The organism is Streptomyces sp. R28 (assembly GCF_041052385.1).
In the GTDB taxonomy this organism is placed as follows: Bacteria; Actinomycetota; Actinomycetes; order Streptomycetales; family Streptomycetaceae; genus Streptomyces.
The window spans coordinates 4296038-4317453 of the sequence record NZ_CP163439.1 but is presented as its reverse complement, the minus strand read 5'-3'; the positions used below and the strand labels follow the sequence as shown (position 1 = coordinate 4317453).

Below are 21416 nucleotides of genomic sequence, written 5' to 3'. Positions count from 1 at the left end.
TGTGGCCGGACCAGCCCGTCAAGCTCCAGGACCCCGATGCCCCGCGGCCGTTATTCGCTCCACGATCCGCACGATCACACCCCCCTCGCAGAAGAGCACTTCCACTGCGCCCCCGGCCCTTCCGGCTGGCGCTACGTCTCCCAGCTGACCACCCCTGCGGGCGACCACAGCGGCTCGGTCGACCTCGCCCTCGACGAGCTCGGCCGCCCCATCCGTCTCGAACTCCACGCCGGTGGCTGGCAGGTACGCGGCGCCGCCATCGAGGGCGTCACCTGGGTCCGTACCGACCCCACCGGGACTCACGCCACGGAAGGCAATGTGCGCGCCCATGCCTTCACCGGGACGTCCCCCGCGTTCCTCATCGCCACCACTCGTCTCCTGCGCCTCACCCCTTCCGCCTCGGCAACCCGCGTACGCCTCGTGGCCCTCACGGACCCGGTCCTCGCCCCCCGCACCGTGGACCAGTCCTGGGCCTTGGTGAACAGAGAAACACACGCCACTGACAACGCCCCCCTGACCGTGGACGAATACCAGGTCACAGCCCTGGACACGGGCGAGCAGCACGCCGTACACATCGCGGGCGACGTGGTCCTCGCGGCACCCGGCATCGAACTCGAGGACTTGGACTCGCCGCCGTCGACGTTCGCTTGAGCGACGCCGGGCATACGGGAAGGCAGGGGGGCAGGCAGTCAGCCGACGCGGAGAGCGGGCCGGGCGCGGGGCAGTTCCCCGCGGCCAGGAGGCCAGTCGGGCCAGTCGGCCGGACTCGCGGACCGTCAGTCCGTCTCGGCGCCCCGTCCTGGCCGCCGCGTGCTACGCCGGTGGGACGAAGCCGGTGGTGGGCCGGTCGATCGACGGCGCATCCTGCGGCGCCGGGGCCTGCTGCACTGAGTCCTGCGATACGGGGGAATGATCCCCGTCTTCCCGAACTGCGGGATGAGTACTGAGCGAAGCCTCCCCTGCGCCGTACGCGCCAGGCAGAGAGGGAGCAGCAGCGGGCGGCATGGCCGGCGGGCCGTACGCACCCGGAGCACCAGTCACAGCCTCCGCAATACCCCCAGGGCTCACTCCACCCACAGGGCTCGCGCCACCTGCCGCGCCGGCACCAGCAGGCACCCCACCCGCGGTCGGCCCCTTCCCGAACGCGCGCCGCGCCTCCCGCGCTTGCCGTTCTTGCAGAACCGCTGCGAGATAGGCCGCCGCCGGCACGCCCTGCGGGGCCGGAGTGCCCGTCCGCGCCGCCAGATCCGTAGCGAGCCGCTCCGCCATACTCCATCCGACCTGCGGGTCGAGTTGCTGCATCCGCGTCAGGTACTGGCGGATGGCCAGCCACAGCCCATCCGGAACCGCCGACAGGTCAAGCCCCGAGAACCGTCCCGCCAACCACGGCGGAGGCGGGGGAACGAAACCCGTCCGCGTGAGGGGGACTCGTTCCCGTACGACGAGAGTCCCGGCGAACACGTCACCGAGCCGCCGCCCGCGCGCGGACACGAGCGAAGCGATGACGGCGACGACGCCGAGCGTCATCAGAATCTCGATCACACCTATGAGGCCACGCACCAGAGCGTGCCGGAACCGGATCGGTCCGCCGTCATCACGCACCACCCGCAGCCCGCATGCCAACTTCCCGAGAGAGCGCCCGTGGCTGAGTGTCTCGACCGCAATCGGCCCACCGACCAGCAGCAGAACGAACATCGCGATCGACAGCGCGGTCTGCGCCGCCTCGTCCAGGGAAGCGGTAGCAGCCACCACACCAATGGTCACGACGATGTAGGCGATCACCGCCGCGGCCAGATCGAGCAGCACGGCCAGCGCCCTGCTGGGCAGCTTCGCAGGGCGCAGCTCCAGCGCCACCGCCTCGCCCGTCACCAGCTCACTCACACGGTCCGTCCTTCCCCTGACCTGCCCCTGGAATGGCCAGTCTGCCAAGCTGAGGGCGCATCGCGCTGCAGTACGACAAGCTGACACCAACGACGAGTCGCCGACGAACAGCCGGGGAGCAGGAAAGCAGATGGACCTCGACGTCTTCGTCGCCGCCCACCGAGCCGAGTGGGACCGCCTCGACGCCCTGCTCGGGCGCCAGCGCCGCCTCACAGGCGCCGAGGCCGACGAACTCGTCGCCCTCTACCAGCGCACCGCCACCCACCTGTCCCTGATCCAGTCCAGCGCCCCGGACCCGCAGTTGACGGGCCGGCTCAGCCAACTGGTGGCACACGCGCGTAGTGCCGTAACAGGCACGCGACGCGCCTCCTGGCGCGATGTCACCCGCTTCCTGGCCCACAGCTTCCCCGCCGCGGTCTACCGATCACGCCACTGGTGGGTGCCCACAGCGCTCCTGTCCACCCTCGTCGCGGCTCTCCTGGGCTGGTGGATCAGCACGCACCCCGAAGTACAGGCCACCATCGCGGCCCCCGGTGAACTCCGCGAGCTCACCCGCCCCGGCGGCCAGTACGAGACGTACTACTCCAGCCACCCAGCGGCCTCCTTCGCAGCCCAGGTCTGGACGAACAACGCCTGGGCCGCCGCCCTGTGTCTGATACTCGGCGTCTTCCTCGGCCTCCCGGTCCTCTGGATCCTCTTCCAGAACATGCTCAACCTTGGTGTCGGCTTCGGCCTGATGTCCTCGGCAGGACGTCTGGACACCTTCCTCGGCCTCGTCCTGCCCCACGGTCTCCTCGAACTGACCGCCGTCTTCGTCGCCGCCGGCACAGGCCTACGCCTTGGTTGGACCCTCATAGACCCAGGCCCCCGCACCCGACGCTCCGCCCTCGCCGAGGAAGGCCGAGCCGCAATAGGCATGGCGATAGGCCTCGCCCTAGTTCTCTTCGTCTCCGGCGCCATAGAAGGCTTCGTCACCCCGTCGGGCCTGCCTACGTGGGCGCGCATCAGCATCGGCATCGCAGCCGAGCTGGCCTTCCTCGCATACGTCTATGTCCTCGGTGGACGTGCCGCCCGCGCCGGTGAGACGGGCGACATCGAGGCGGCCGAGCGAAGCGCCGCCGTGCCGACGGCCGCTTGATGTGCGAACACCCCTGCTGAGCTGCTAGTCTCCTCTTCGCCCCACAAGAGCCGTTGACACGGAGCGACTGGGGAGGTAGATTCGAACAGTTGCCTGGAAGAGGATGTAGATCCCACACCGGGCAGAGTGAGTATCTGTCTGCTTCAGTGGAACATCGATTCCCGAAGAAGCCCCTCCCGATGATTTCGGAAATGAGTGGCCGGTCAGTCCGGCCCGGAACTTCTGATAAAGTCGGAACCGCCGGAAAGGGAAACGCGAGAGCGGGAACCTGGAAAGCACCGAGGAAATCGGATCGGAAAAGGATCTGATAGAGTCGGAAACGCAAGACCGAAGGGAAGCGCCCGGAGGAAAGCCCGAGAGGGTGAGTACAAAGGAAGCGTCCGTTCCTTGAGAACTCAACAGCGTGCCAAAAATCAACGCCAGATATGTTGATACCCCGTCTCCGGCCGTCATGGTCGGGGCGAGGTTCCTTTGAAAAAACACAGCGAGGACGCTGTGAACGGCCGGGCTTATTCCGCCTGGCTGTTCCGCTCTCGTGATGTGTGGTCCCGATTACGGGAAAACATTCACGGAGAGTTTGATCCTGGCTCAGGACGAACGCTGGCGGCGTGCTTAACACATGCAAGTCGAACGATGAACCACTTCGGTGGGGATTAGTGGCGAACGGGTGAGTAACACGTGGGCAATCTGCCCTTCACTCTGGGACAAGCCCTGGAAACGGGGTCTAATACCGGATATCACTTCCACTCGCATGGGTGGGGGTCGAAAGCTCCGGCGGTGAAGGATGAGCCCGCGGCCTATCAGCTTGTTGGTGAGGTAATGGCTCACCAAGGCGACGACGGGTAGCCGGCCTGAGAGGGCGACCGGCCACACTGGGACTGAGACACGGCCCAGACTCCTACGGGAGGCAGCAGTGGGGAATATTGCACAATGGGCGAAAGCCTGATGCAGCGACGCCGCGTGAGGGATGACGGCCTTCGGGTTGTAAACCTCTTTCAGCAGGGAAGAAGCGAAAGTGACGGTACCTGCAGAAGAAGCGCCGGCTAACTACGTGCCAGCAGCCGCGGTAATACGTAGGGCGCAAGCGTTGTCCGGAATTATTGGGCGTAAAGAGCTCGTAGGCGGCTTGTCACGTCGGGTGTGAAAGCCCGGGGCTTAACCCCGGGTCTGCATTCGATACGGGCTAGCTAGAGTGTGGTAGGGGAGATCGGAATTCCTGGTGTAGCGGTGAAATGCGCAGATATCAGGAGGAACACCGGTGGCGAAGGCGGATCTCTGGGCCATTACTGACGCTGAGGAGCGAAAGCGTGGGGAGCGAACAGGATTAGATACCCTGGTAGTCCACGCCGTAAACGGTGGGAACTAGGTGTTGGCGACATTCCACGTCGTCGGTGCCGCAGCTAACGCATTAAGTTCCCCGCCTGGGGAGTACGGCCGCAAGGCTAAAACTCAAAGGAATTGACGGGGGCCCGCACAAGCAGCGGAGCATGTGGCTTAATTCGACGCAACGCGAAGAACCTTACCAAGGCTTGACATACACCGGAAACGGCCAGAGATGGTCGCCCCCTTGTGGTCGGTGTACAGGTGGTGCATGGCTGTCGTCAGCTCGTGTCGTGAGATGTTGGGTTAAGTCCCGCAACGAGCGCAACCCTTGTCCTGTGTTGCCAGCATGCCCTTCGGGGTGATGGGGACTCACAGGAGACCGCCGGGGTCAACTCGGAGGAAGGTGGGGACGACGTCAAGTCATCATGCCCCTTATGTCTTGGGCTGCACACGTGCTACAATGGCAGGTACAATGAGCTGCGATACCGTGAGGTGGAGCGAATCTCAAAAAGCCTGTCTCAGTTCGGATTGGGGTCTGCAACTCGACCCCATGAAGTCGGAGTTGCTAGTAATCGCAGATCAGCATTGCTGCGGTGAATACGTTCCCGGGCCTTGTACACACCGCCCGTCACGTCACGAAAGTCGGTAACACCCGAAGCCGGTGGCCCAACCCCTTGTGGGAGGGAGCTGTCGAAGGTGGGACTGGCGATTGGGACGAAGTCGTAACAAGGTAGCCGTACCGGAAGGTGCGGCTGGATCACCTCCTTTCTAAGGAGCACTTCTAAGCCGGGCTTGCCTGGTTCAGAGGCCAGTACATCAGCGAATGTCTGATGCTGGTTGCTCATGGGTGGAACGTTGATTATTCGGCACTTTCAGTCATCTCGGGCTGCCAGTACTGCTCTTCGGAGTGTGGAACGCTGATCATGAGTGGCGAGGGTGTCGGGCACGCTGTTGGGTGTCTGAGGGAATGAATTCCCTCGTGATGCCGGCCCCAGTGAACTCGAACCGGTTGGTTCGGGGTGATGGGTGGCTGGTCGTTGTTTGAGAACTGCACAGTGGACGCGAGCATCTGTGGCCAAGTTTTTAAGGGCGCACGGTGGATGCCTTGGCACCAGGAACCGATGAAGGACGTGGGAGGCCACGATAGTCCCCGGGGAGTCGTCAACCAGGCTTTGATCCGGGGGTTTCCGAATGGGGAAACCCGGCAGTCGTCATGGGCTGTCACCCATACCTGAACACATAGGGTATGTGGAGGGAACGCGGGGAAGTGAAACATCTCAGTACCCGCAGGAAGAGAAAACAACCGTGATTCCGGGAGTAGTGGCGAGCGAAACCGGATGAGGCTAAACCGTATACGTGTGAGACCCGGCAGGGGTTGCGTATGCGGGGTTGTGGGATCTCTCTTCTGTTGTCTGCCGGCAACAGGACGAGTCAGAAACCGTTGATGTAGGCGAAGGACATGCGAAAGGTCCGGCGTAGAGGGTAAGACCCCCGTAGTCGAAACGTCAGCGGCTCGTTTGAGAGACACCCAAGTAGCACGGGGCCCGAGAAATCCCGTGTGAATCTGGCGGGACCACCCGCTAAGCCTAAATATTCCCTGGTGACCGATAGCGGATAGTACCGTGAGGGAATGGTGAAAAGTACCGCGGGAGCGGAGTGAAATAGTACCTGAAACCGTGTGCCTACAAGCCGTGGGAGCGTCGGGCAAGCACTTGTGTTTGCCTCGTGACTGCGTGCCTTTTGAAGAATGAGCCTGCGAGTTTGCGGTGTGTTGCGAGGTTAACCCGTGTGGGGAAGCCGTAGCGAAAGCGAGTCCGAATAGGGCGATTCAGTAGCGCGCTCAAGACCCGAAGCGGAGTGATCTAGCCATGGGCAGGTTGAAGCGGAGGTAAGACTTCGTGGAGGACCGAACCCACCAGGGTTGAAAACCTGGGGGATGACCTGTGGTTAGGGGTGAAAGGCCAATCAAACTCCGTGATAGCTGGTTCTCCCCGAAATGCATTTAGGTGCAGCGTCGTGTGTTTCTTGCCGGAGGTAGAGCACTGGATAGGCGATGGGCCCTACCGGGTTACTGACCTTAGCCAAACTCCGAATGCCGGTAAGTGAGAGCGCGGCAGTGAGACTGTGGGGGATAAGCTCCATGGTCGAGAGGGAAACAGCCCAGAGCATCGACTAAGGCCCCTAAGCGTACGCTAAGTGGGAAAGGATGTGGAGTCGCAGAGACAACCAGGAGGTTGGCTTAGAAGCAGCCACCCTTGAAAGAGTGCGTAATAGCTCACTGGTCTAGTGATTCCGCGCCGACAATGTAGCGGGGCTCAAGCGTACCGCCGAAGTCGTGTCATTGCGATATGTACCCCCAACGGGGATCGTGATGGGTAGGGGAGCGTCGTGTGCCGGGTGAAGCAGCACCGGAAGGTAGTTGTGGACGGTTCACGAGTGAGAATGCAGGCATGAGTAGCGATTCACACGTGAGAAACGTGTGCGCCGATTGACTAAGGGTTCCTGGGTCAAGCTGATCTGCCCAGGGTAAGTCGGGACCTAAGGCGAGGCCGACAGGCGTAGTCGATGGATAACCGGTTGATATTCCGGTACCCGCTGTGAAGCGTCAAACATTGAATCGGGCGATGCTAAGTCCGTGAAGCCGCCCTGGAGCCTTCGGGCAAAGGGGAGTGGTGGAGCCGACGGACCAGACCTGTAGTAGGTGAGTGATGGGGTGACGCAGGAAGGTAGTCCATCCCGGGCGGTGGTTGTCCCGGGGTAAGGGTGTAGCCCGAGTGGTAGGTAAATCCGCCATTCATACAGGGTGAGACCTGATGCCGAGCCGATTGTGGTGAAGTGGATGATCCTATGCTGTCGAGAAAAGCCTCTAGCGAGTTTCATGGCGGCCCGTACCCTAAACCGACTCAGGTGGTCAGGTAGAGAATACCGAGGCGTTCGGGTGAACTATGGTTAAGGAACTCGGCAAAATGCCCCCGTAACTTCGGGAGAAGGGGGGCCACGCTTGGTGAGAGGACTTGCTCCTCGAGCTGGGGGTGGCCGCAGAGACCAGCGAGAAGCGACTGTTTACTAAAAACACAGGTCCGTGCGAAGCCGTAAGGCGATGTATACGGACTGACGCCTGCCCGGTGCTGGAACGTTAAGGGGACCGGTTAGTCAGGATTCGTCCTGGCGAAGCTGAGAACTTAAGCGCCAGTAAACGGCGGTGGTAACTATAACCATCCTAAGGTAGCGAAATTCCTTGTCGGGTAAGTTCCGACCTGCACGAATGGCGTAACGACTTCTCGACTGTCTCAACCATAGGCCCGGTGAAATTGCACTACGAGTAAAGATGCTCGTTTCGCGCAGCAGGACGGAAAGACCCCGGGACCTTTACTACAGTTTGATATTGGTGTTCGGTTCGGCTTGTGTAGGATAGGTGGGAGACTTTGAAGCGGGCACGCCAGTGTTCGTGGAGTCGCCGTTGAAATACCACTCTGGTCGTGCTGGATGTCTAACCTGGGTCCGTGATCCGGATCAGGGACAGTGTCTGATGGGTAGTTTAACTGGGGCGGTTGCCTCCTAAAGAGTAACGGAGGCGCCCAAAGGTTCCCTCAGCCTGGTTGGCAATCAGGTGTTGAGTGTAAGTGCACAAGGGAGCTTGACTGTGAGACCGACGGGTCGAGCAGGGACGAAAGTCGGGACTAGTGATCCGGCGGTGGCTTGTGGAAGCGCCGTCGCTCAACGGATAAAAGGTACCCCGGGGATAACAGGCTGATCTTCCCCAAGAGTCCATATCGACGGGATGGTTTGGCACCTCGATGTCGGCTCGTCGCATCCTGGGGCTGGAGTCGGTCCCAAGGGTTGGGCTGTTCGCCCATTAAAGCGGTACGCGAGCTGGGTTTAGAACGTCGTGAGACAGTTCGGTCCCTATCCGCTGCGCGCGCAGGAATATTGAGAAGGGCTGTCCCTAGTACGAGAGGACCGGGACGGACGAACCTCTGGTGTGCCAGTTGTTCTGCCAAGGGCATGGCTGGTTGGCTACGTTCGGGAGGGATAACCGCTGAAAGCATCTAAGCGGGAAGCCTGCTTCGAGATGAGTATTCCCACCCACTTGATGGGGTAAGGCTCCCAGTAGACGACTGGGTTGATAGGCCGGATCTGGAAGCACGGTAACGTGTGGAGGTGACCGGTACTAATAGGCCGAGGGCTTGTCCTCAGTTGCTCGCGTCCACTGTGTTGGTTCTGAAACCACGAACAGCCCCATGCCAGGCCACGGTATGGTGCGGCATGGTTCGACAGTTTCATAGTGTTTCGGTGGTTATAGCGTGAGGGAAACGCCCGGTTATATTCCGAACCCGGAAGCTAAGCCTTACAGCGCCGATGGTACTGCAGGGGGGACCCTGTGGGAGAGTAGGACGCCGCCGAACTCCTTTTAGAGAAAGCCCCCGGCCGGGGATACCGGCACGGGGGCTTTCTGCATTTCAGGGTCGCGCGCTGATTAAAAGCTGTCCCGCAAATGGTCGCCGGCGGGGCGCGCGGCGGCACCAGGTGCTGAGGCCGGATACTCGTGAGACTCCGACGTGGCAGCTGTGGCAGCCTGCGGACATGCCAGAGCTGCGCGTTCATGCAGGCCGCCACTACGCCATCCAGTTCCACTACGCCTTGCCGGACGACGCCTGGTGTGTGGAGCTGAGCGAGGCCGTCCCGGCGCCGACTGCGTGGGCTGAGATTCCCAACGCAGAGACGCACTTGCCTGGAGCTGCCTTCGTGGTTGCGGTGATACCCGACGAGGACCCGCGCCTGGAGCCGACCGTCCACATCCACAGCCGCGACGAGCACGTCATCCCCTACGAGATCATGCGCTGGTTCATGGAGCAGGTAGCCGAGCAGGTTGAAAGCTGCCGCCGCACGTTCGAGCAGGGAGCACCTGAAGCAGTGGAATGATCACGCAGTGACTGGTGTGATCACGGCGTCGGGTCCTTCCTGGATGGCCCCGTTCAGCGGACTGAGCCCGCGGCAGTTCGGCTAGCTGATCACCGCGTTACGGCGTAAGAGCACTGACCCCGTTCGCGAGGGTCGGCCATGAAGCCTGCCGCTGGAGGATCGGGTCCTGCTGGCTCTGCAACAGCGCAAGCGGTTCCGCAAGGACACCGTGCTCATTGTGGACGGCACCCTGGTGCCCACTCGCGATCACACCATCGCCGAGCAGTCGAAGAACTACCGTTACGCGACCAACCACCAGGTTGTCATCGACGCCGACTCCCGACTCGTCGTCGCCGTCGGCAGGCCCCTGACCGGCGACCGCAACGACTGCAAGGCGGGGCGCTCCGTAGGTAGGAGAGCTCCCCATTCCCCTGTTTACGTTTACAGGCGTCCCGCCGCCTTGAGGGCCAGATACGCGTCTGCCAGCGCCGGTGCGAGTTCCTCCGGCGTTGCGTCGATGACTGTGACGCCATGCCGACGGAGTTGTTCGGCGGTGTGGTGGCGTTCGCTCTGAGTCTGGGCTGCTGCTGCAGCCTCATAGACGGCGTCCGTGTTTCCACGTGCGGTCGCCATCTGCGCGATGTGGGGGTCCGCTACTGATGCCAGCAGAACAGTGTGGCGCTGGGTGAGCTGGGACAGGACCGGGAGCAGGCCTTCCTCGATGGGGGCCGCGTCGAGGGTCGTGAGTAGCACGATCAGGGAGTGGCGGGGTGCCGTACGGAGTGCCACGGCGGTCAGGCCTCGTGCGTCCGTTTCGATCAGCGCCGGTTCGAGAGTGGCCATTGCGTTGACCAGGGAGGGGAGGAGATCGCCTGCTGTGCGGCCCTGGACGAGCGTGCGGACCCGGCGGTCGTAGGCGAGAAGGTCCACGCGGTCGCCGGCTCGGGAAGCGAGGGCTGCCAGGAGCAGTGCCGCGTCCATGGAGGCGTCGAGGCGTGGAGCGTCGCCGACGCGTCCTGCCGAGGTGCGGCCGGTGTCCAGCACGAGCAGGATGTGGCGGTCACGTTCGGGACGCCAGGTGCGTACGGCGACGGCGGACTGTCGGGCCGTAGCGCGCCAGTCGATGGAGCGGGTGTCGTCGCCGGGGACGTATTCGCGCAGGCTGTCGAATTCTGTGCCCTGGCCCCGAATGAGCACGCTGGTGCGGCCGTCGAGTTCGCGTAGGCGGGCCAGTTTGGATGGCAGGTGCTTGCGGCTCGTGAAGGGCGGCAGGACGCGCACCGTCCAGGGGATTTTGTGGGTGGCTTGGCGGGAGAAGAGACCTAGGGGGCCGTACGAGCGAATCGTCACGCGGTCGGTCTGGCGGTCGCCGCGGCGGGTGGGGCGTAGGCGTGTGGTGATGCGCCGGCGTTCACCGGCAGGGACCGTCACCTTGTGGCGGGATGACGCCATCTCCGTGCCTGGCTGCCAGCTGCTGGGTGGCCAGGCGTCGCGGAGGTGGGCGCGGAGGGGGCGGGGGGATGGGTTGGTGATCGTGAGTGTGACGTCCGCCGTCTCGCCCAGGCGTACGGAGGTGTCGCCGGAGCGGGTCAGGCCCAGACGTCGTACCGGCGCCGCCAGTGCGAAGTCGCAGGCGCAGGCCACGGCCAGGGGGGCGTTGACCGCGAGGATGCCCGTCCAGCTGGGGTCCCAGATGCCTACGGGGAGGGAGCCTAGGGCCGCGAGGAGCGCGGCGCGTCCGGTGAGTGGCATCAGCGGGGGACGGGGACGTGGGCGAGGATCGCGTTGATGACGGAGTCGGCGGTGACGCCTTCCATCTCGGCCTCCGGGCGGAGCTGCACGCGATGGCGGAGGGTGGGAAGGGCGAGTGCCTTGACGTCGTCGGGGGTGACGTAGTCGCGACCGGTCAGCCACGCCCACGCGCGGGCGGTGGCCAGGAGGGCCGTTGCGCCGCGTGGGGAGACGCCCAGGGCCAGGGACGGCGATTCCCGGGTGGCTCGGCAGATGTCGACCACGTAGGCAGTGATTTCCGGGGACACCGTCGTCTTGGCCACCGCCGCGCGTGCCGCTTCCAGGTCTGCGGGGCCCGCTACCGGGCGTACGCCGGCTGCGCGCAGGTCGCGCGGGTTGAAGCCCTCGGCGTGGCGGGTGAGGACGTTGATCTCGTCCTGGCGGGAGGGGAGCGGGATGGTGAGCTTGAGGAGGAAACGGTCCAGCTGGGCTTCGGGGAGGGGGTAGGTGCCCTCGTACTCGACCGGGTTCTGGGTTGCTGCGACGAGGAACGGCTCGGGGAGGGGGCGGGGGGTGCCGTCGACCGTGACCTGGCGTTCCTCCATGGCCTCCAGGAGGGACGACTGGGTCTTCGGCGGGGTGCGGTTGATCTCGTCGGCGAGGAGGAGGTTGGTGAAGACCGGGCCGGGCTGGAAGGAGAACTCGGCGGTGCGGGTGTCGTAGACGAGGGAGCCGGTCACGTCGCTCGGCATGAGGTCGGGGGTGAACTGGACGCGCTTGGTGTCGAGTTCGAGTGCGGACGCGAGGGCGCGGACGAGCAACGTTTTGGCGACCCCAGGGACTCCTTCTAGGAGAACGTGTCCGCGGCAGAGGAGGGCGACGACGAGGCCGGTCACGGCGGGGTCCTGGCCGACCACGGCTTTGGCGATCTCGGCGCGCAGGGCTTCCAGGGAGGCGCGGGCGGTGCCCGGATCCCCGGTGTTCCCGGCGTTGTCAGTGGTCGGGTCCATCATGGACGGCGTACCTCTCTTTCGAGGGCGTCGAGTTGGTCGGCGAGGGAGATGAGTGCTGCGTCGTCGCTGGGCGGCGGGCCGAAGAGGAGGGTGTGCAGGGCCTGTCCGTCTCCGTGGTTGTGGAGGCGGGCGGACAGGGCGGGGAGCAGGGCCTCGGGCGCGTGCGCCTGAGTGAGGGAGACACCTACGAGGGGGGCGAGGCGCGTGCGGGTGGTGGAGCGAAGAGCGGCGGCCGCGCGGTCGCGGGCGTTCGCCTTGCGGTAGAGGCGGGCGCGGCCTTCGACGGTTTCGGAGGCGCGGATCGCCACGGGGAGTTTTTCGGGCACGAGGGGGCCGAGTCGGCGTGCCCTCCAAAGGGCGGCCAGGGCTGCGGCGATGAAGAGCTGAAGTGTGCCCCAGAGCCAGCCCGAGGGGAGCAGGTCGAAGAAGCTGCGTTCGTCGTCCGCGTCTGCAGCCGATCTGTCGGAGAGCGAGGGGAGGTACCAGACCAATTGGGGGCGGGAGCCGAGGAGTTGGAGGGCGAGGGAGGCGTTGCCCTGCTCGTCGAGGCGGTCGTTGTAGAGGATGTCGGGCGCGCCGAGGACGATGGAGTCGCCGTCCCCGGTGGTCTCCGGTACGCGCAGCAGGGTGGCCAGGCGCTCGCTGGGGTAGCACTGGTCGGCGCCGAGGTGGGTGGTGGTGTAGCGGACGCCGCCCAGGTCGGCGGTGCCCGCGCGCTGGGCGGCGGGCAGGGTGCAGTCGGGGGTGAGCTCCGAGTCGAGGCTGGTGGCGGGGTCCGCGGTGACTCCGGGCACGAGCCGTTCGACGGACCAGCTGCCAGGAGCGACGAGGACGGTACGGCCGCCGGAGTCGGCGGTCGCCGAATGCAGCGAGGTCTGTTGGCGGTGCGTCAGGAGGTCGGGGGCGGCGACCAGGAGGGTGGTGTCCGCGGCGGCCGCGGCGTGTGCCTCGTCCAGGGTGGTGACGATGCGGGTGTCCACGCCGCGGTCGGCGAGGAGTTCGGCGACCGCCCGGCTGCCCTTGGGATCGGCGGAGCGTGGGTCGAGGGCGCCGTGCCGGGCGTCGGAGCGGATCGTGGCGATCACGACGGCCGCCGCCAGCAGGAGCACGACGGCGAGGGCGATGCCTCGCGTGCGGGTCCACACGTGGCGTGCGGTGGGCGAGGCCGAGGTGGACGGGAGCGTGGCCTCGGTGGTCATTCGGCGGCTCCCTGGCGGGCGTTGTGGGCCGTGCTGGGGGCGCTGCTCGCGAGCTGTGGCTTGGTGCTCTCCAGGTCGCGGTCGAGTTCGGCGATGCGCCGGTACGCCTGCTGGGTTGCGGTCCGTCCGCCGTATGTGACGTCGTCGAAGTCCCGGGCGGCGGCGCGCAGTCGGTCCGTCTGGGACGGCAGCGAGCGGCCTGCTTCGGCGGCGGCCTCGTCCGCGGTGCGGCCGGGGCGGACGTCGAGGAGTGCGCGTTCCTCGAGGGAGCGGACGATGGCACGCATGCGTTCCTGGACGGCCTGGTTCCAGTGGCCCTGGGCGGCGTGTCCTTCGGCGGCGGCTCGGTGTTCGGCTGCGCTGCGCGGGCGGTCGTCGAACAGGGCGGCGGAGGAGGTGGGTTGGCGGCGCGGGGTGCCGAGGCGCCACCACAGGGCGCCGATGACCGCGAGGACGACCAGGATGACGACGACCAGGCCGAGCGGTCCGCCGGGCGTCACGGTCGAGGCACTGCTGAACAAGTCCTCGACCCAGTCCCAGAAGGCGTCCAGGGCGCGCTGGAACCAACTGGGTTCGTTCTCGTGGTACATGTGCTTCGACAGTTCGCGCCGGGCCGCTTCCCGCGCGGGATCACGCGGGATCGTCAGCGGTGGCTCGTCGTCGGAGCGTGCCGACAGCGACAGCACGGACGTGTCGCCGGTACGCAGGAATGCGCGTACTGCTGCGTCCGGTAGTGCCGACGCCGTTGTGAGAACTCCCCCCGCCAGGCTCACCGATTCAGCTCCCCGGAGTGTCGGTGCCGTAGCCCTGGACGCCGGCGGCTCGGGCCAGTTCGAGGTCGAGGGCCTCGCGGCGGATGCGCTGGTCGATGTAGAGCAGCACGGTGACGCCGGCCGTGATCGGGAAGGTGATCATGGAGCCGATCACCGAACCGACACCGCTGATGATGAGGAACGTCCAGCCGAACTCGGTGCTGCCGTTGAGGAAGGTGGTGGCGCCGTCGCCGCTGAGTGCGCCGGCGAGGAAGGTGAAGGGGATGACGACGATCGCCGCGACGATGTTCGCGATGATCGTGGCGAGCAGTTGGATGCCGAAGACGCGCCACCAGGAACCCTGCACCAGCTTCGCGGAGCGGCTCAGCGCCTTCACGATGCCCTGCTTCTCCAGCATCAGCGCGGGCGAGGCGAGGGAGAAGCGGAACCACAGCCACAGTGCGACGATGCCGGCGCCGAAGATGCCCAGGAGGGCGAGTGCACCGCCCGCGTCGCCGGAGCCCGTGGCGGCCACGAGGATGCCGGGTACGGCGCCCGCGAGTACCAGGCCGAAGGTCATGAGCAGCAGCAGGAAGAGCAGGCCGAAGAGGCGCAGTACCTGAGGGCGGGCGTCGCGCCAGGCCTCGCCGGTGGTCACCGACTTGCCGATCACCGCGCGGCTGGTGATCGTCGTCAGCAGGGCGGTCGCGGCGATCGCTCCGATCACCGAGATCAGGAAGATCACGCTGGAGCTGATCAGGGCGTCGCCCGTGGCGCGGGTCAGTTCGCTGAGGGTGGCGTTGGGATCGTTGAGGGCCTCGGTGCTGAGACGGTCGTTCAGGACGAGGCCCTGGACGAGGATGACGAGGATCTCCGTCACGATCGCTACGGTCAGGGAGATGCCCAGGACCGTGCGCCAGTAGGTGCGCATGGTGGAGACCGCGCCGTCGAGGATCTCGCCGACGCCGAGGGGACGCAGCGGGATCACGCCGGGCTTTGCCGCGGGCGGAGGGCCTCCCCAGCCGCCTCCCCAAGCGCCGAATCCGCCCGGGGCGCCGTAGCCCTGGTGGCCGCCGCCCTGTCCGCCGTATCCGCCGGGGCCGGCCGGAGGGCGGGCGCCCCAGCCCGGGCCGGGCGGTGGGGGTGGCGGGGTCCGGCCCGGAACCTGGGTCCCGGTCGGGGCGGACCACTGGCTGGGTGGCGGCTGCTCCTTGGACCACTTCGGGCCGGTGCCCTGTGCGTCCGGTCCCGGCTGCTGCGCGGGGTCGGGACGGTCTGCGGGCTCGGCCGGGCCGGACGTGGCGGGTTCCTGCCCGTCGGACGGGGCGGATCCGGGCGAGGCCCAGCCCGGAGTGTCTTTCATCGTCGCTCCTTCACGGTGCCCGTCCGCGGTCGCGGTGGCAGGTTTGCAGCCATCGTGCCATGGGGTGGTCGGCTAGGTACCGGCCGCGGTATGGGCTGCACACCTTCAATAGTCCGCCGTACAAAGGGCAGACTGACGGCATGGCTGATCAGTACGCGCAATCCGGCGAGGACAGCAGGCCGACCGAGATACCCGCGATCCGCTGGGACGAACCACCTGAAGGTCCCGTTCTGGTCCTTCTCGACCAGACGAGGCTGCCGGCCGAGGAGGTCGAGCTGGTCTGTACGGACGCGCCCGCGCTGGTGGAGGCGATCCGTTCGCTCGCCGTGCGCGGGGCGCCGCTGCTCGGGATCGCCGGGGCGTACGGAGTCGCGCTCGCCGCCGCGCGCGGGTTCGACGTGGACGACGCCGCGGAGTCGCTGGCGGGCGCTCGGCCCACCGCGGTGAACCTCGCCGTCGGTGTGCGCAGGGCCCAGTCCGCGTACCAGGCCGAGCTCGCGAGGAGCGGGGAGGTCGAGCAGGCCGCTGCTGCGGCGCTGGGTGCGGCGCGGGCGTTGCACAAGGAGGACGCCGAGGCCAGCTCCCGGATGGCCGAGCGGGGGCTGGCGCTGCTGGACGAGCTGCTGCCCGGCGGTGGGCACCGCATTCTCACGCACTGCAACACCGGGTCGCTGGTGTCGGGCGGGGAGGGCACGGCGTTCGCTGTGGCGCTCGCGGCGCATCGGGCCGGGCGGCTCAGGCGGCTGTGGGTGGACGAGACGCGGCCGTTGCTGCAAGGGGCTCGCCTGACGGCGTACGAGGCGGCTCGCAGCGGGATGGCGTACACCTTGCTCACGGACAACGCGGCGGGGTCCCTGTTCGCCGCCGGAGAGGTGGACGCGGTGCTGATCGGTGCTGACCGCATCGCGGCCGACGGTTCGGTGGCGAACAAGGTGGGGAGCTATCCGCTCGCGGTGCTCGCGCGCTACCACCATGTGCCCTTCATCGTGGTGGCACCGCTCACGACGGTGGATCCGCAGACGCCGGACGGGGCGTCGATCGAGGTCGAGCAGCGGCCCGGCTTCGAGGTGACCGAGGTCGTGGCGCCCCATGCGCCGTTGGCGGGAGCGGAACCGGGGGGCGGGATTCCGGTGGCGCCGCTGGGGACTCAGGCGTACAACCCGGCGTTCGATGTGACGCCGCCCGAGCTGGTGACGGCGATCGTCACCGAGGAGGGAGCCGCATCGCCGGTGACGGCCGAGGCGCTGGCCGAGCTGTGTGCCAGGTCGCGGCAGGTGACGCGGAGCTTGTGAGGCAGGGGCTGGAACCAGTCGGGCGGGCAAGGCGGGACAAACCCGCCTGAAGGTCACACCCTGTGATCTGGGCGAGGGCAGACAGTAGGGACTGCGTACGACTAAGGTCACTGGCCGGTGACCTATCTCACCACTGCCTTCGCCACTGTTATGAGAATGGGATGATGGCATTCATGAAGGGACGAGTCCTTGTCGTCGACGACGACACCGCACTGGCCGAGATGCTCGGCATCGTGCTGCGTGGTGAAGGTTTTGAGCCGTCTTTCGTAGCTGACGGCGACAAGGCGTTGGCCGCATTCCGGGAGAGCAAGCCCGATCTGGTGCTGCTCGACCTGATGCTGCCCGGACGGGACGGCATCGAGGTGTGCCGTCTGATCAGGGCGGAGTCCGGCGTGCCGATCGTGATGCTGACGGCCAAGAGCGACACCGTCGATGTCGTGGTGGGCCTGGAGTCCGGTGCCGACGACTACATCGTGAAGCCGTTCAAGCCGAAGGAGCTGGTTGCCCGGATCCGGGCGCGGCTGCGGAGGTCGGAGGAGCCGGCGCCGGAGCAGCTTGCCATCGGTGATCTCGTCATCGACGTGGCCGGGCACTCCGTGAAGCGGGACGGGCAGTCGATCGCGCTGACGCCGCTGGAGTTCGATCTGCTGGTCGCGCTGGCCCGTAAGCCGTGGCAGGTGTTCACGCGTGAGGTGCTCCTCGAGCAGGTGTGGGGCTACCGGCACGCGGCTGACACCCGTCTGGTGAACGTGCATGTGCAGCGGCTGCGCTCCAAGGTCGAGAAGGACCCGGAGCGACCGGAGATCGTGGTGACCGTTCGTGGTGTCGGCTACAAGGCAGGGCCGAGCTGACATGTCCGGGGACAGTGCCGCTGCGGCCCCCGGTCGGACCGGGGCCCGTCCGGAGCGGCCTGTCGGCCGGAAGACGTCGGGCTCCCGCTGGGGCCGGTTCCTCGAGGGCGGGCTGCTGCAGGGTGGAGTCCAGGGCAGCCCGGTCCTTCGTCTGGTGCTGCGTTGGGTGCGCCGGCCGCTGCTGCCCGTCATGCGGCTGTGGCGACGCAACATCCAGCTCAAGGTCGTCGTCACGACTCTGCTGATGTCGCTCGGCGTCGTGCTGCTGCTGGGCTTCGTCGTCATCGGGCAGGTGCGCAACGGCCTGCTGGACGCCAAGGTGAAGGCCTCACAGAGCCAGGCCACCGGCGGGTTCGCGGCGGCCAAGCAAAGGGCCGACGAGGCCGCCGCCGGGACCGCTGACGACGGCGGGACGGTGGACGGGCGGGCCGAGCAGAACGTCAGCCCGTGGATGGGTGACCTCGTTTCCTCGCTCTCCAGCGGCGGCCAGGGAGCCTTCGCCGTGGTGTCGCTCCCGACCTCCGATGGCGGCGACACCGGTGGGCGCGCACGGCGTGCTTCCGGTGAGGTGGATCCCACCGTCAGCGTGCCCGAGGACCTGCGCGAGCGGATCGACAGCAGTACGGGCGCGTTCCAGAGCTATACCCGCATCGTCTACAACCGCAGTGCCGATAAAGAGCCGCAGCCGGCCCTGGTCATCGGCAAGCAGGTCAACGACCCCAACGGCGACCCGTACCAGCTCTACTACCTCTTCCCGCTCACCCAGGAGGAGAAGTCGCTGAGCCTGGTCAAGGGGACGCTCGCCACCGCCGGGCTCTTCGTCGTCGTACTCCTCGGGGCCATCGCCTGGCTCGTGGTGCGCCAGGTCGTCACGCCCGTGCGGATGGCGGCCGGGATCGCCGAGCGGCTGTCCGCCGGGCGGCTGCAGGAACGGATGAAGGTCACCGGCGAGGACGACATCGCGCGGCTCGGCGAGGCCTTCAACAAGATGGCGCAGAACCTCCAGCTGAAGATCCAGCAGCTGGAGGACTTGTCGCGGATGCAGCGGCGGTTCGTGTCCGACGTGTCGCACGAGCTGCGGACGCCGCTGACGACCGTACGGATGGCCGCCGACGTCATACATGAGGCGCGGGAGGACTTCGATCCGGTGACCGCGCGGTCGGCGGAGCTGCTCGCCGACCAGCTGGACCGGTTCGAGTCGCTGCTCGCCGACCTGCTGGAGATCAGCCGCTTCGACGCGGGCGCGGCGGCGCTGGAGGCGGAGCCGATCGACCTCAGGGAGGTCGTACGACGCGTCGTCAGCGGGGCCGAGCCGCTCGCCGAGCGCAAGGGCAGCCAGATACGCATCGTCGGAGACCAGCAGCCCATCGTCGCCGAGGCCGACGCGCGGCGCGTCGAGCGTGTGCTGCGCAACCTCGTCGTGAACGCCGTCGAGCACGGCGAGGGCAAGGACGTCGTCGTCAAGCTCGCCGCGGCGGGCGGGGCGGTCGCCGTCGCGGTGCGCGACTACGGCGTCGGGCTCAAGCCGGGCGAGGCGACCCGGGTCTTCAGCCGCTTCTGGCGGGCGGACCCGGCACGCGCGCGTACGACGGGCGGTACGGGTCTGGGGCTGTCCATCGCGCTGGAGGACGCGCGGCTGCACGGCGGCTGGCTGCAGGCGTGGGGCGAACCGGGGGGAGGTTCGCAGTTCCGGCTGACGCTGCCGAGGACCGCGGACGAGCCGCTGAGGGGCTCGCCGATACCCCTGGAGCCCAAGGACTCGCGCCGCAATCGCGGACTTGATGACGCCGGTCTGCCGTCCGGCGGCGGTGAGAAGGCCGTGACGGTGCCGGCGCAGCACACGGGGGGCCAGGGACCCGCGTGTCCGTCGAGGGACCCGATCGCGCCGCGTTTGGGCGCCCCCTCGGCCCCCAAGGCCGATCCGACGGCGCTTCCCGGCAACGGCGCGCGTGTGGTCCCCCGGCCCGCATCGGGTGAGCGGAGACAGGACGACCAGCCCGGTGCGGATGTGCCCCCGAGCAAGGAGGCCGGGCAGGCTGAGGAGTCGAGCAGGCATGGGGAGGCATCTCGTGGGCGCTGACCGCGAGGGGGGAGCCCGGCGCACGCCGGGGCGCGCGGTGGCGTACGCCGCCTGTGGAGCCGTACTGCTGGCGGGGTGCGCCTCGATGCCGGACAGCGGCGATCTGCGCGGCGTCGAGTCCACGCCGCGCCAGGACACGCAGGTGCGGGTCTTCGCCAATCCGCCGCACGAGGACGCTTCGTCGTCGGAGATCGTGTCGGGCTTCCTGGAGGCACTGACCAGCGACGACCCGGACTATGAGATAGCGCGCAAGTACCTGACCAAGGAAGCGTCGGCCAAGTGGCGGCCCCTGCTGTCCACGACGGTGCTCGCGGACGGACCGGGCGCCGAAGCCGAACGTGCGGGAGGCCGGGACGAGACCGACAACCTGTCGTACACGCTGTCCGGCACCAAGGTCGCCAGGGTCGACGCGCAGCAGTCGTACGTGCCCGCCAGTGGGGACTACAGCGAGCTGATGCACCTCACCCGGGACAAGAAGACGAGGCAGTGGCGCATCGACGTGCCGCCGCGCGGTGTCGTCATGGGTAAGTCGGATTTCCAGCGCAACTACACGTCCGTCGACAAGTACTACTTCGCCACGAACACCACGCTCGGGAACTCCCCGCACACTGCGGCCGTCGCCGACCCCGTCTATGTGCGCAGGAACGTGGACCCCATGACGCAGATGGTGCGTTCCCTGCTCGCGGGGCCCACCAGCTGGCTCAATCCGGTGGTCAGATCGAGCTTCCCCACCGGTACGGCGCTCAAGGACGGCGTCCCCTCGCTGACGCCCAACGACCAGAACATCCTGACCGTCCCGTTGAACGACAAGGCGGCCCGGGTCGGCCTGGCCCAGTGCAACGAGATGGCCGCCCAGCTCCTGTTCACCCTGCAGAACCTCACCCCCACGGTGGACGAGGTCGAGCTCAAGGCGGGTGGCAGACAGCTGTGCGGGCTCACCGAGAACCAGGCGGAGGACATCGCCACGCGCGGGTCGGTGGAGCGCGCCGACTACCTGTACTTCCTCGATGCCAAGCACCATCTCGTACGGCTGGCCGCCGCCACCCACGAGACGAAGCCCGAACCCGTGCCGGGCGCCCTGGGCGAGGGCGATACGCAGCTGGGGTCAGTGGCGGTGTCGCGCGACGAGGACATGGCCGCAGGGGTCGGCCGCGACGGCAAGGAGCTGTACGTCGGGGCGCTGGTGTCGGGCGGGCCGCTCGGGGAGCCGGAACTGACCAGCGCGGGCCCGACGGAGGATGAGCGGCTGTCGGCGCCCAGCTGGGACGCCCAGGGCGACCTGTGGGTGGCCGACCGCGACCCCGACAACCCGCGACTGCTCCTCGTGGAGGAGGGTGCGGGCGATCCGCTGGTGGTGAAGACGCCGCCAGGGCTGGAGGGTCGCATCGAGTCCGTGCGGGTGGCCGCCGACGGCGTGCGGATCGCGCTCGTGGTGGAGCAGGGCGACAAGTCGTCGCTGCTCATCGGGCGGATCGAACGGAGCGAGGACGGCAAGGCGGGGGAGCAGTCAGGCGTCTCGGTGCACGAACTGCGTTCCGCGACACCGCAGTTGGAGGAGGTCACCGCCATGTCGTGGGCCGGTGACAGCCGCCTCGTGGTGGTCGGGCGTGAGAAGGGCGGCGTACAGACGATGCGGTACGTCCAGGTCGACGGCTCCACACCGGAGGGGCCGGCACCCGAGGCCCTCAGCGGTGTGAAGGAGATCACCGCGTCCGAGGACGCACAGCTGCCGCTGGTCGGGTATTCGGAGGACGGGATCGTACGGCTGCCGTCCGGGACCCAGTGGGAGAAGGTCGTGACGGACGGGACGGCGCCGGTTTATCCGGGGTGAGGTTCTGCCCGGGCCGAGCCGTTGGGGTTCGAGAACGGTGAGTGTGGCGGCTGCTTCCGG

General features: G+C 67.0%; 13 protein-coding genes, 3 rRNA genes and 1 pseudogene. 11 read left to right on the top strand and 6 right to left on the bottom strand.

What is annotated here, in order from left to right; all coding sequences use genetic code 11:
* Positions 1 to 36: 36 nt before the first annotated feature.
* On the top strand, positions 37 to 651 hold the full coding sequence (locus tag AB5J49_RS18985; RefSeq protein WP_369169810.1) for a hypothetical protein: 615 nt from the start codon (positions 37 to 39) through the stop codon (positions 649 to 651).
* Between the two features lie 162 nt (positions 652 to 813).
* On the opposite strand, the gene AB5J49_RS18980 is transcribed toward AB5J49_RS18985, so the two are convergent.
* A complete protein-coding gene (locus tag AB5J49_RS18980) occupies positions 814 to 1881 on the bottom strand; it encodes an RDD family protein (protein WP_369169809.1) in 1068 nt (355 codons plus the stop codon).
* 130 nt (positions 1882 to 2011) lie between these two features.
* On the opposite strand from AB5J49_RS18980, the gene AB5J49_RS18975 reads away from it, so the two are divergent.
* The 6 genes and pseudogenes from AB5J49_RS18975 to AB5J49_RS18950 all read left to right on the top strand — a co-directional run.
* Positions 2012 to 3019 (top strand): stage II sporulation protein M, encoded by a 1008-nt coding sequence (locus AB5J49_RS18975; RefSeq protein WP_369169808.1) that lies wholly within the window; start codon positions 2012 to 2014, stop codon positions 3017 to 3019.
* A 565-nt stretch (positions 3020 to 3584) separates the two neighbouring features.
* Positions 3585 to 5110 (top strand): 16S ribosomal RNA (locus tag AB5J49_RS18970).
* Positions 5111 to 5415: 305 nt separating this feature from the next.
* Positions 5416 to 8537: ribosomal RNA gene (locus AB5J49_RS18965) — 23S ribosomal RNA — on the top strand.
* A 94-nt stretch (positions 8538 to 8631) separates the two neighbouring features.
* A 5S ribosomal RNA gene (gene rrf / locus AB5J49_RS18960) occupies positions 8632 to 8748 on the top strand.
* The 16S, 23S and 5S rRNA genes sit together here, the layout of an rRNA operon.
* Positions 8749 to 8926: 178 nt before the next feature.
* The gene (locus AB5J49_RS18955; protein WP_369169807.1) at positions 8927 to 9265 is read left to right on the top strand and encodes a hypothetical protein; all 339 of its coding nucleotides are present in this window, start codon (positions 8927 to 8929) and stop codon (positions 9263 to 9265) included.
* A 7-nt stretch (positions 9266 to 9272) separates the two neighbouring features.
* Positions 9273 to 9671 (top strand): annotated as a pseudogene (locus tag AB5J49_RS18950) (transposase); the annotation flags it as partial.
* A gap of 14 nt (positions 9672 to 9685) precedes the next feature.
* Here AB5J49_RS18950 and AB5J49_RS18945 read toward each other — a convergent pair.
* From AB5J49_RS18945 to AB5J49_RS18925, 5 genes are read right to left on the bottom strand one after another with little or no spacing between them, the layout of a single operon-like run.
* Positions 9686 to 10996, bottom strand: a complete 1311-nt coding sequence (locus tag AB5J49_RS18945; protein WP_369169806.1) for a DUF58 domain-containing protein — start codon at positions 10994 to 10996, stop codon at positions 9686 to 9688.
* Positions 10996 to 11985 carry an AAA family ATPase gene (locus AB5J49_RS18940; RefSeq protein ID WP_369175188.1) on the bottom strand — a complete coding sequence of 330 codons (990 nt, stop codon included), beginning with the start codon at positions 11983 to 11985 and terminating at the stop codon, positions 10996 to 10998. Before AB5J49_RS18940 ends, AB5J49_RS18945 begins: the two co-directional genes overlap by 1 nt.
* Positions 11985 to 13187, bottom strand: a complete 1203-nt coding sequence (locus AB5J49_RS18935; RefSeq protein ID WP_369169805.1) for a DUF4350 domain-containing protein — start codon at positions 13185 to 13187, stop codon at positions 11985 to 11987. The genes AB5J49_RS18940 and AB5J49_RS18935 overlap by 1 nt, the downstream gene beginning before the upstream one ends.
* Positions 13184 to 13960: a DUF4129 domain-containing protein gene (locus AB5J49_RS18930; protein WP_369169804.1), complete on the bottom strand. Its 777-nt coding sequence runs from the start codon at positions 13958 to 13960 to the stop codon at positions 13184 to 13186. Before AB5J49_RS18930 ends, AB5J49_RS18935 begins: the two co-directional genes overlap by 4 nt.
* 4 nt (positions 13961 to 13964) lie before the next feature.
* Entirely contained in the window at positions 13965 to 15302 is a 1338-nt protein-coding gene (locus tag AB5J49_RS18925; protein ID WP_369169803.1) for a hypothetical protein, read from the bottom strand.
* A 140-nt stretch (positions 15303 to 15442) separates the two neighbouring features.
* Here AB5J49_RS18925 and mtnA point away from each other — a divergent pair, with 140 nt between their 5' ends.
* The 4 genes from mtnA (at position 15443) to AB5J49_RS18905 (ending at position 21356) form a co-directional block, all read left to right on the top strand.
* On the top strand, positions 15443 to 16594 hold the full coding sequence (gene mtnA / locus AB5J49_RS18920) for an S-methyl-5-thioribose-1-phosphate isomerase (RefSeq protein WP_369169802.1): 1152 nt from the start codon (positions 15443 to 15445) through the stop codon (positions 16592 to 16594).
* Between the two features lie 161 nt (positions 16595 to 16755).
* On the top strand, positions 16756 to 17445 hold the full coding sequence (gene mtrA, locus AB5J49_RS18915; protein WP_199812060.1) for a two-component system response regulator MtrA: 690 nt from the start codon (positions 16756 to 16758) through the stop codon (positions 17443 to 17445).
* Position 17446: 1 nt separating this feature from the next.
* Positions 17447 to 19525 (top strand): MtrAB system histidine kinase MtrB, encoded by a 2079-nt coding sequence (gene mtrB, locus AB5J49_RS18910; protein WP_369169801.1) that lies wholly within the window; start codon positions 17447 to 17449, stop codon positions 19523 to 19525.
* Positions 19515 to 21356 carry an LpqB family beta-propeller domain-containing protein gene (locus tag AB5J49_RS18905; RefSeq protein WP_369175187.1) on the top strand — a complete coding sequence of 614 codons (1842 nt, stop codon included), beginning with the start codon at positions 19515 to 19517 and terminating at the stop codon, positions 21354 to 21356. The genes mtrB and AB5J49_RS18905 overlap by 11 nt, the downstream gene beginning before the upstream one ends.
* Positions 21357 to 21416 lie beyond the last annotated feature (60 nt).

What these genes read in the sequence shown, in the direction of transcription:
- AB5J49_RS18985 (WP_369169810.1), top strand. Translation starts at nt 37, where the DNA reads ATGCCCCGCGGCCGTTATTCGCTCCACGATCCGCACGATCACACCCCC.
- AB5J49_RS18975 (WP_369169808.1), top strand. Translation starts at nt 2,012, where the DNA reads ATGGACCTCGACGTCTTCGTCGCCGCCCACCGAGCCGAGTGGGACCGC.
- AB5J49_RS18955 (WP_369169807.1), top strand. Translation starts at nt 8,927, where the DNA reads ATGCCAGAGCTGCGCGTTCATGCAGGCCGCCACTACGCCATCCAGTTC.
- AB5J49_RS18945 (WP_369169806.1), bottom strand. Translation starts at nt 10,996, where the DNA reads ATGCCACTCACCGGACGCGCCGCGCTCCTCGCGGCCCTAGGCTCCCTC.
- AB5J49_RS18940 (WP_369175188.1), bottom strand. Translation starts at nt 11,985, where the DNA reads ATGGACCCGACCACTGACAACGCCGGGAACACCGGGGATCCGGGCACC.
- AB5J49_RS18935 (WP_369169805.1), bottom strand. Translation starts at nt 13,187, where the DNA reads ATGACCACCGAGGCCACGCTCCCGTCCACCTCGGCCTCGCCCACCGCA.
- AB5J49_RS18925 (WP_369169803.1), bottom strand. Translation starts at nt 15,302, where the DNA reads ATGAAAGACACTCCGGGCTGGGCCTCGCCCGGATCCGCCCCGTCCGAC.
- mtnA (WP_369169802.1), top strand. Translation starts at nt 15,443, where the DNA reads ATGGCTGATCAGTACGCGCAATCCGGCGAGGACAGCAGGCCGACCGAG.
- mtrA (WP_199812060.1), top strand. Translation starts at nt 16,756, where the DNA reads ATGATGGCATTCATGAAGGGACGAGTCCTTGTCGTCGACGACGACACC.
- mtrB (WP_369169801.1), top strand. Translation starts at nt 17,447, where the DNA reads ATGTCCGGGGACAGTGCCGCTGCGGCCCCCGGTCGGACCGGGGCCCGT.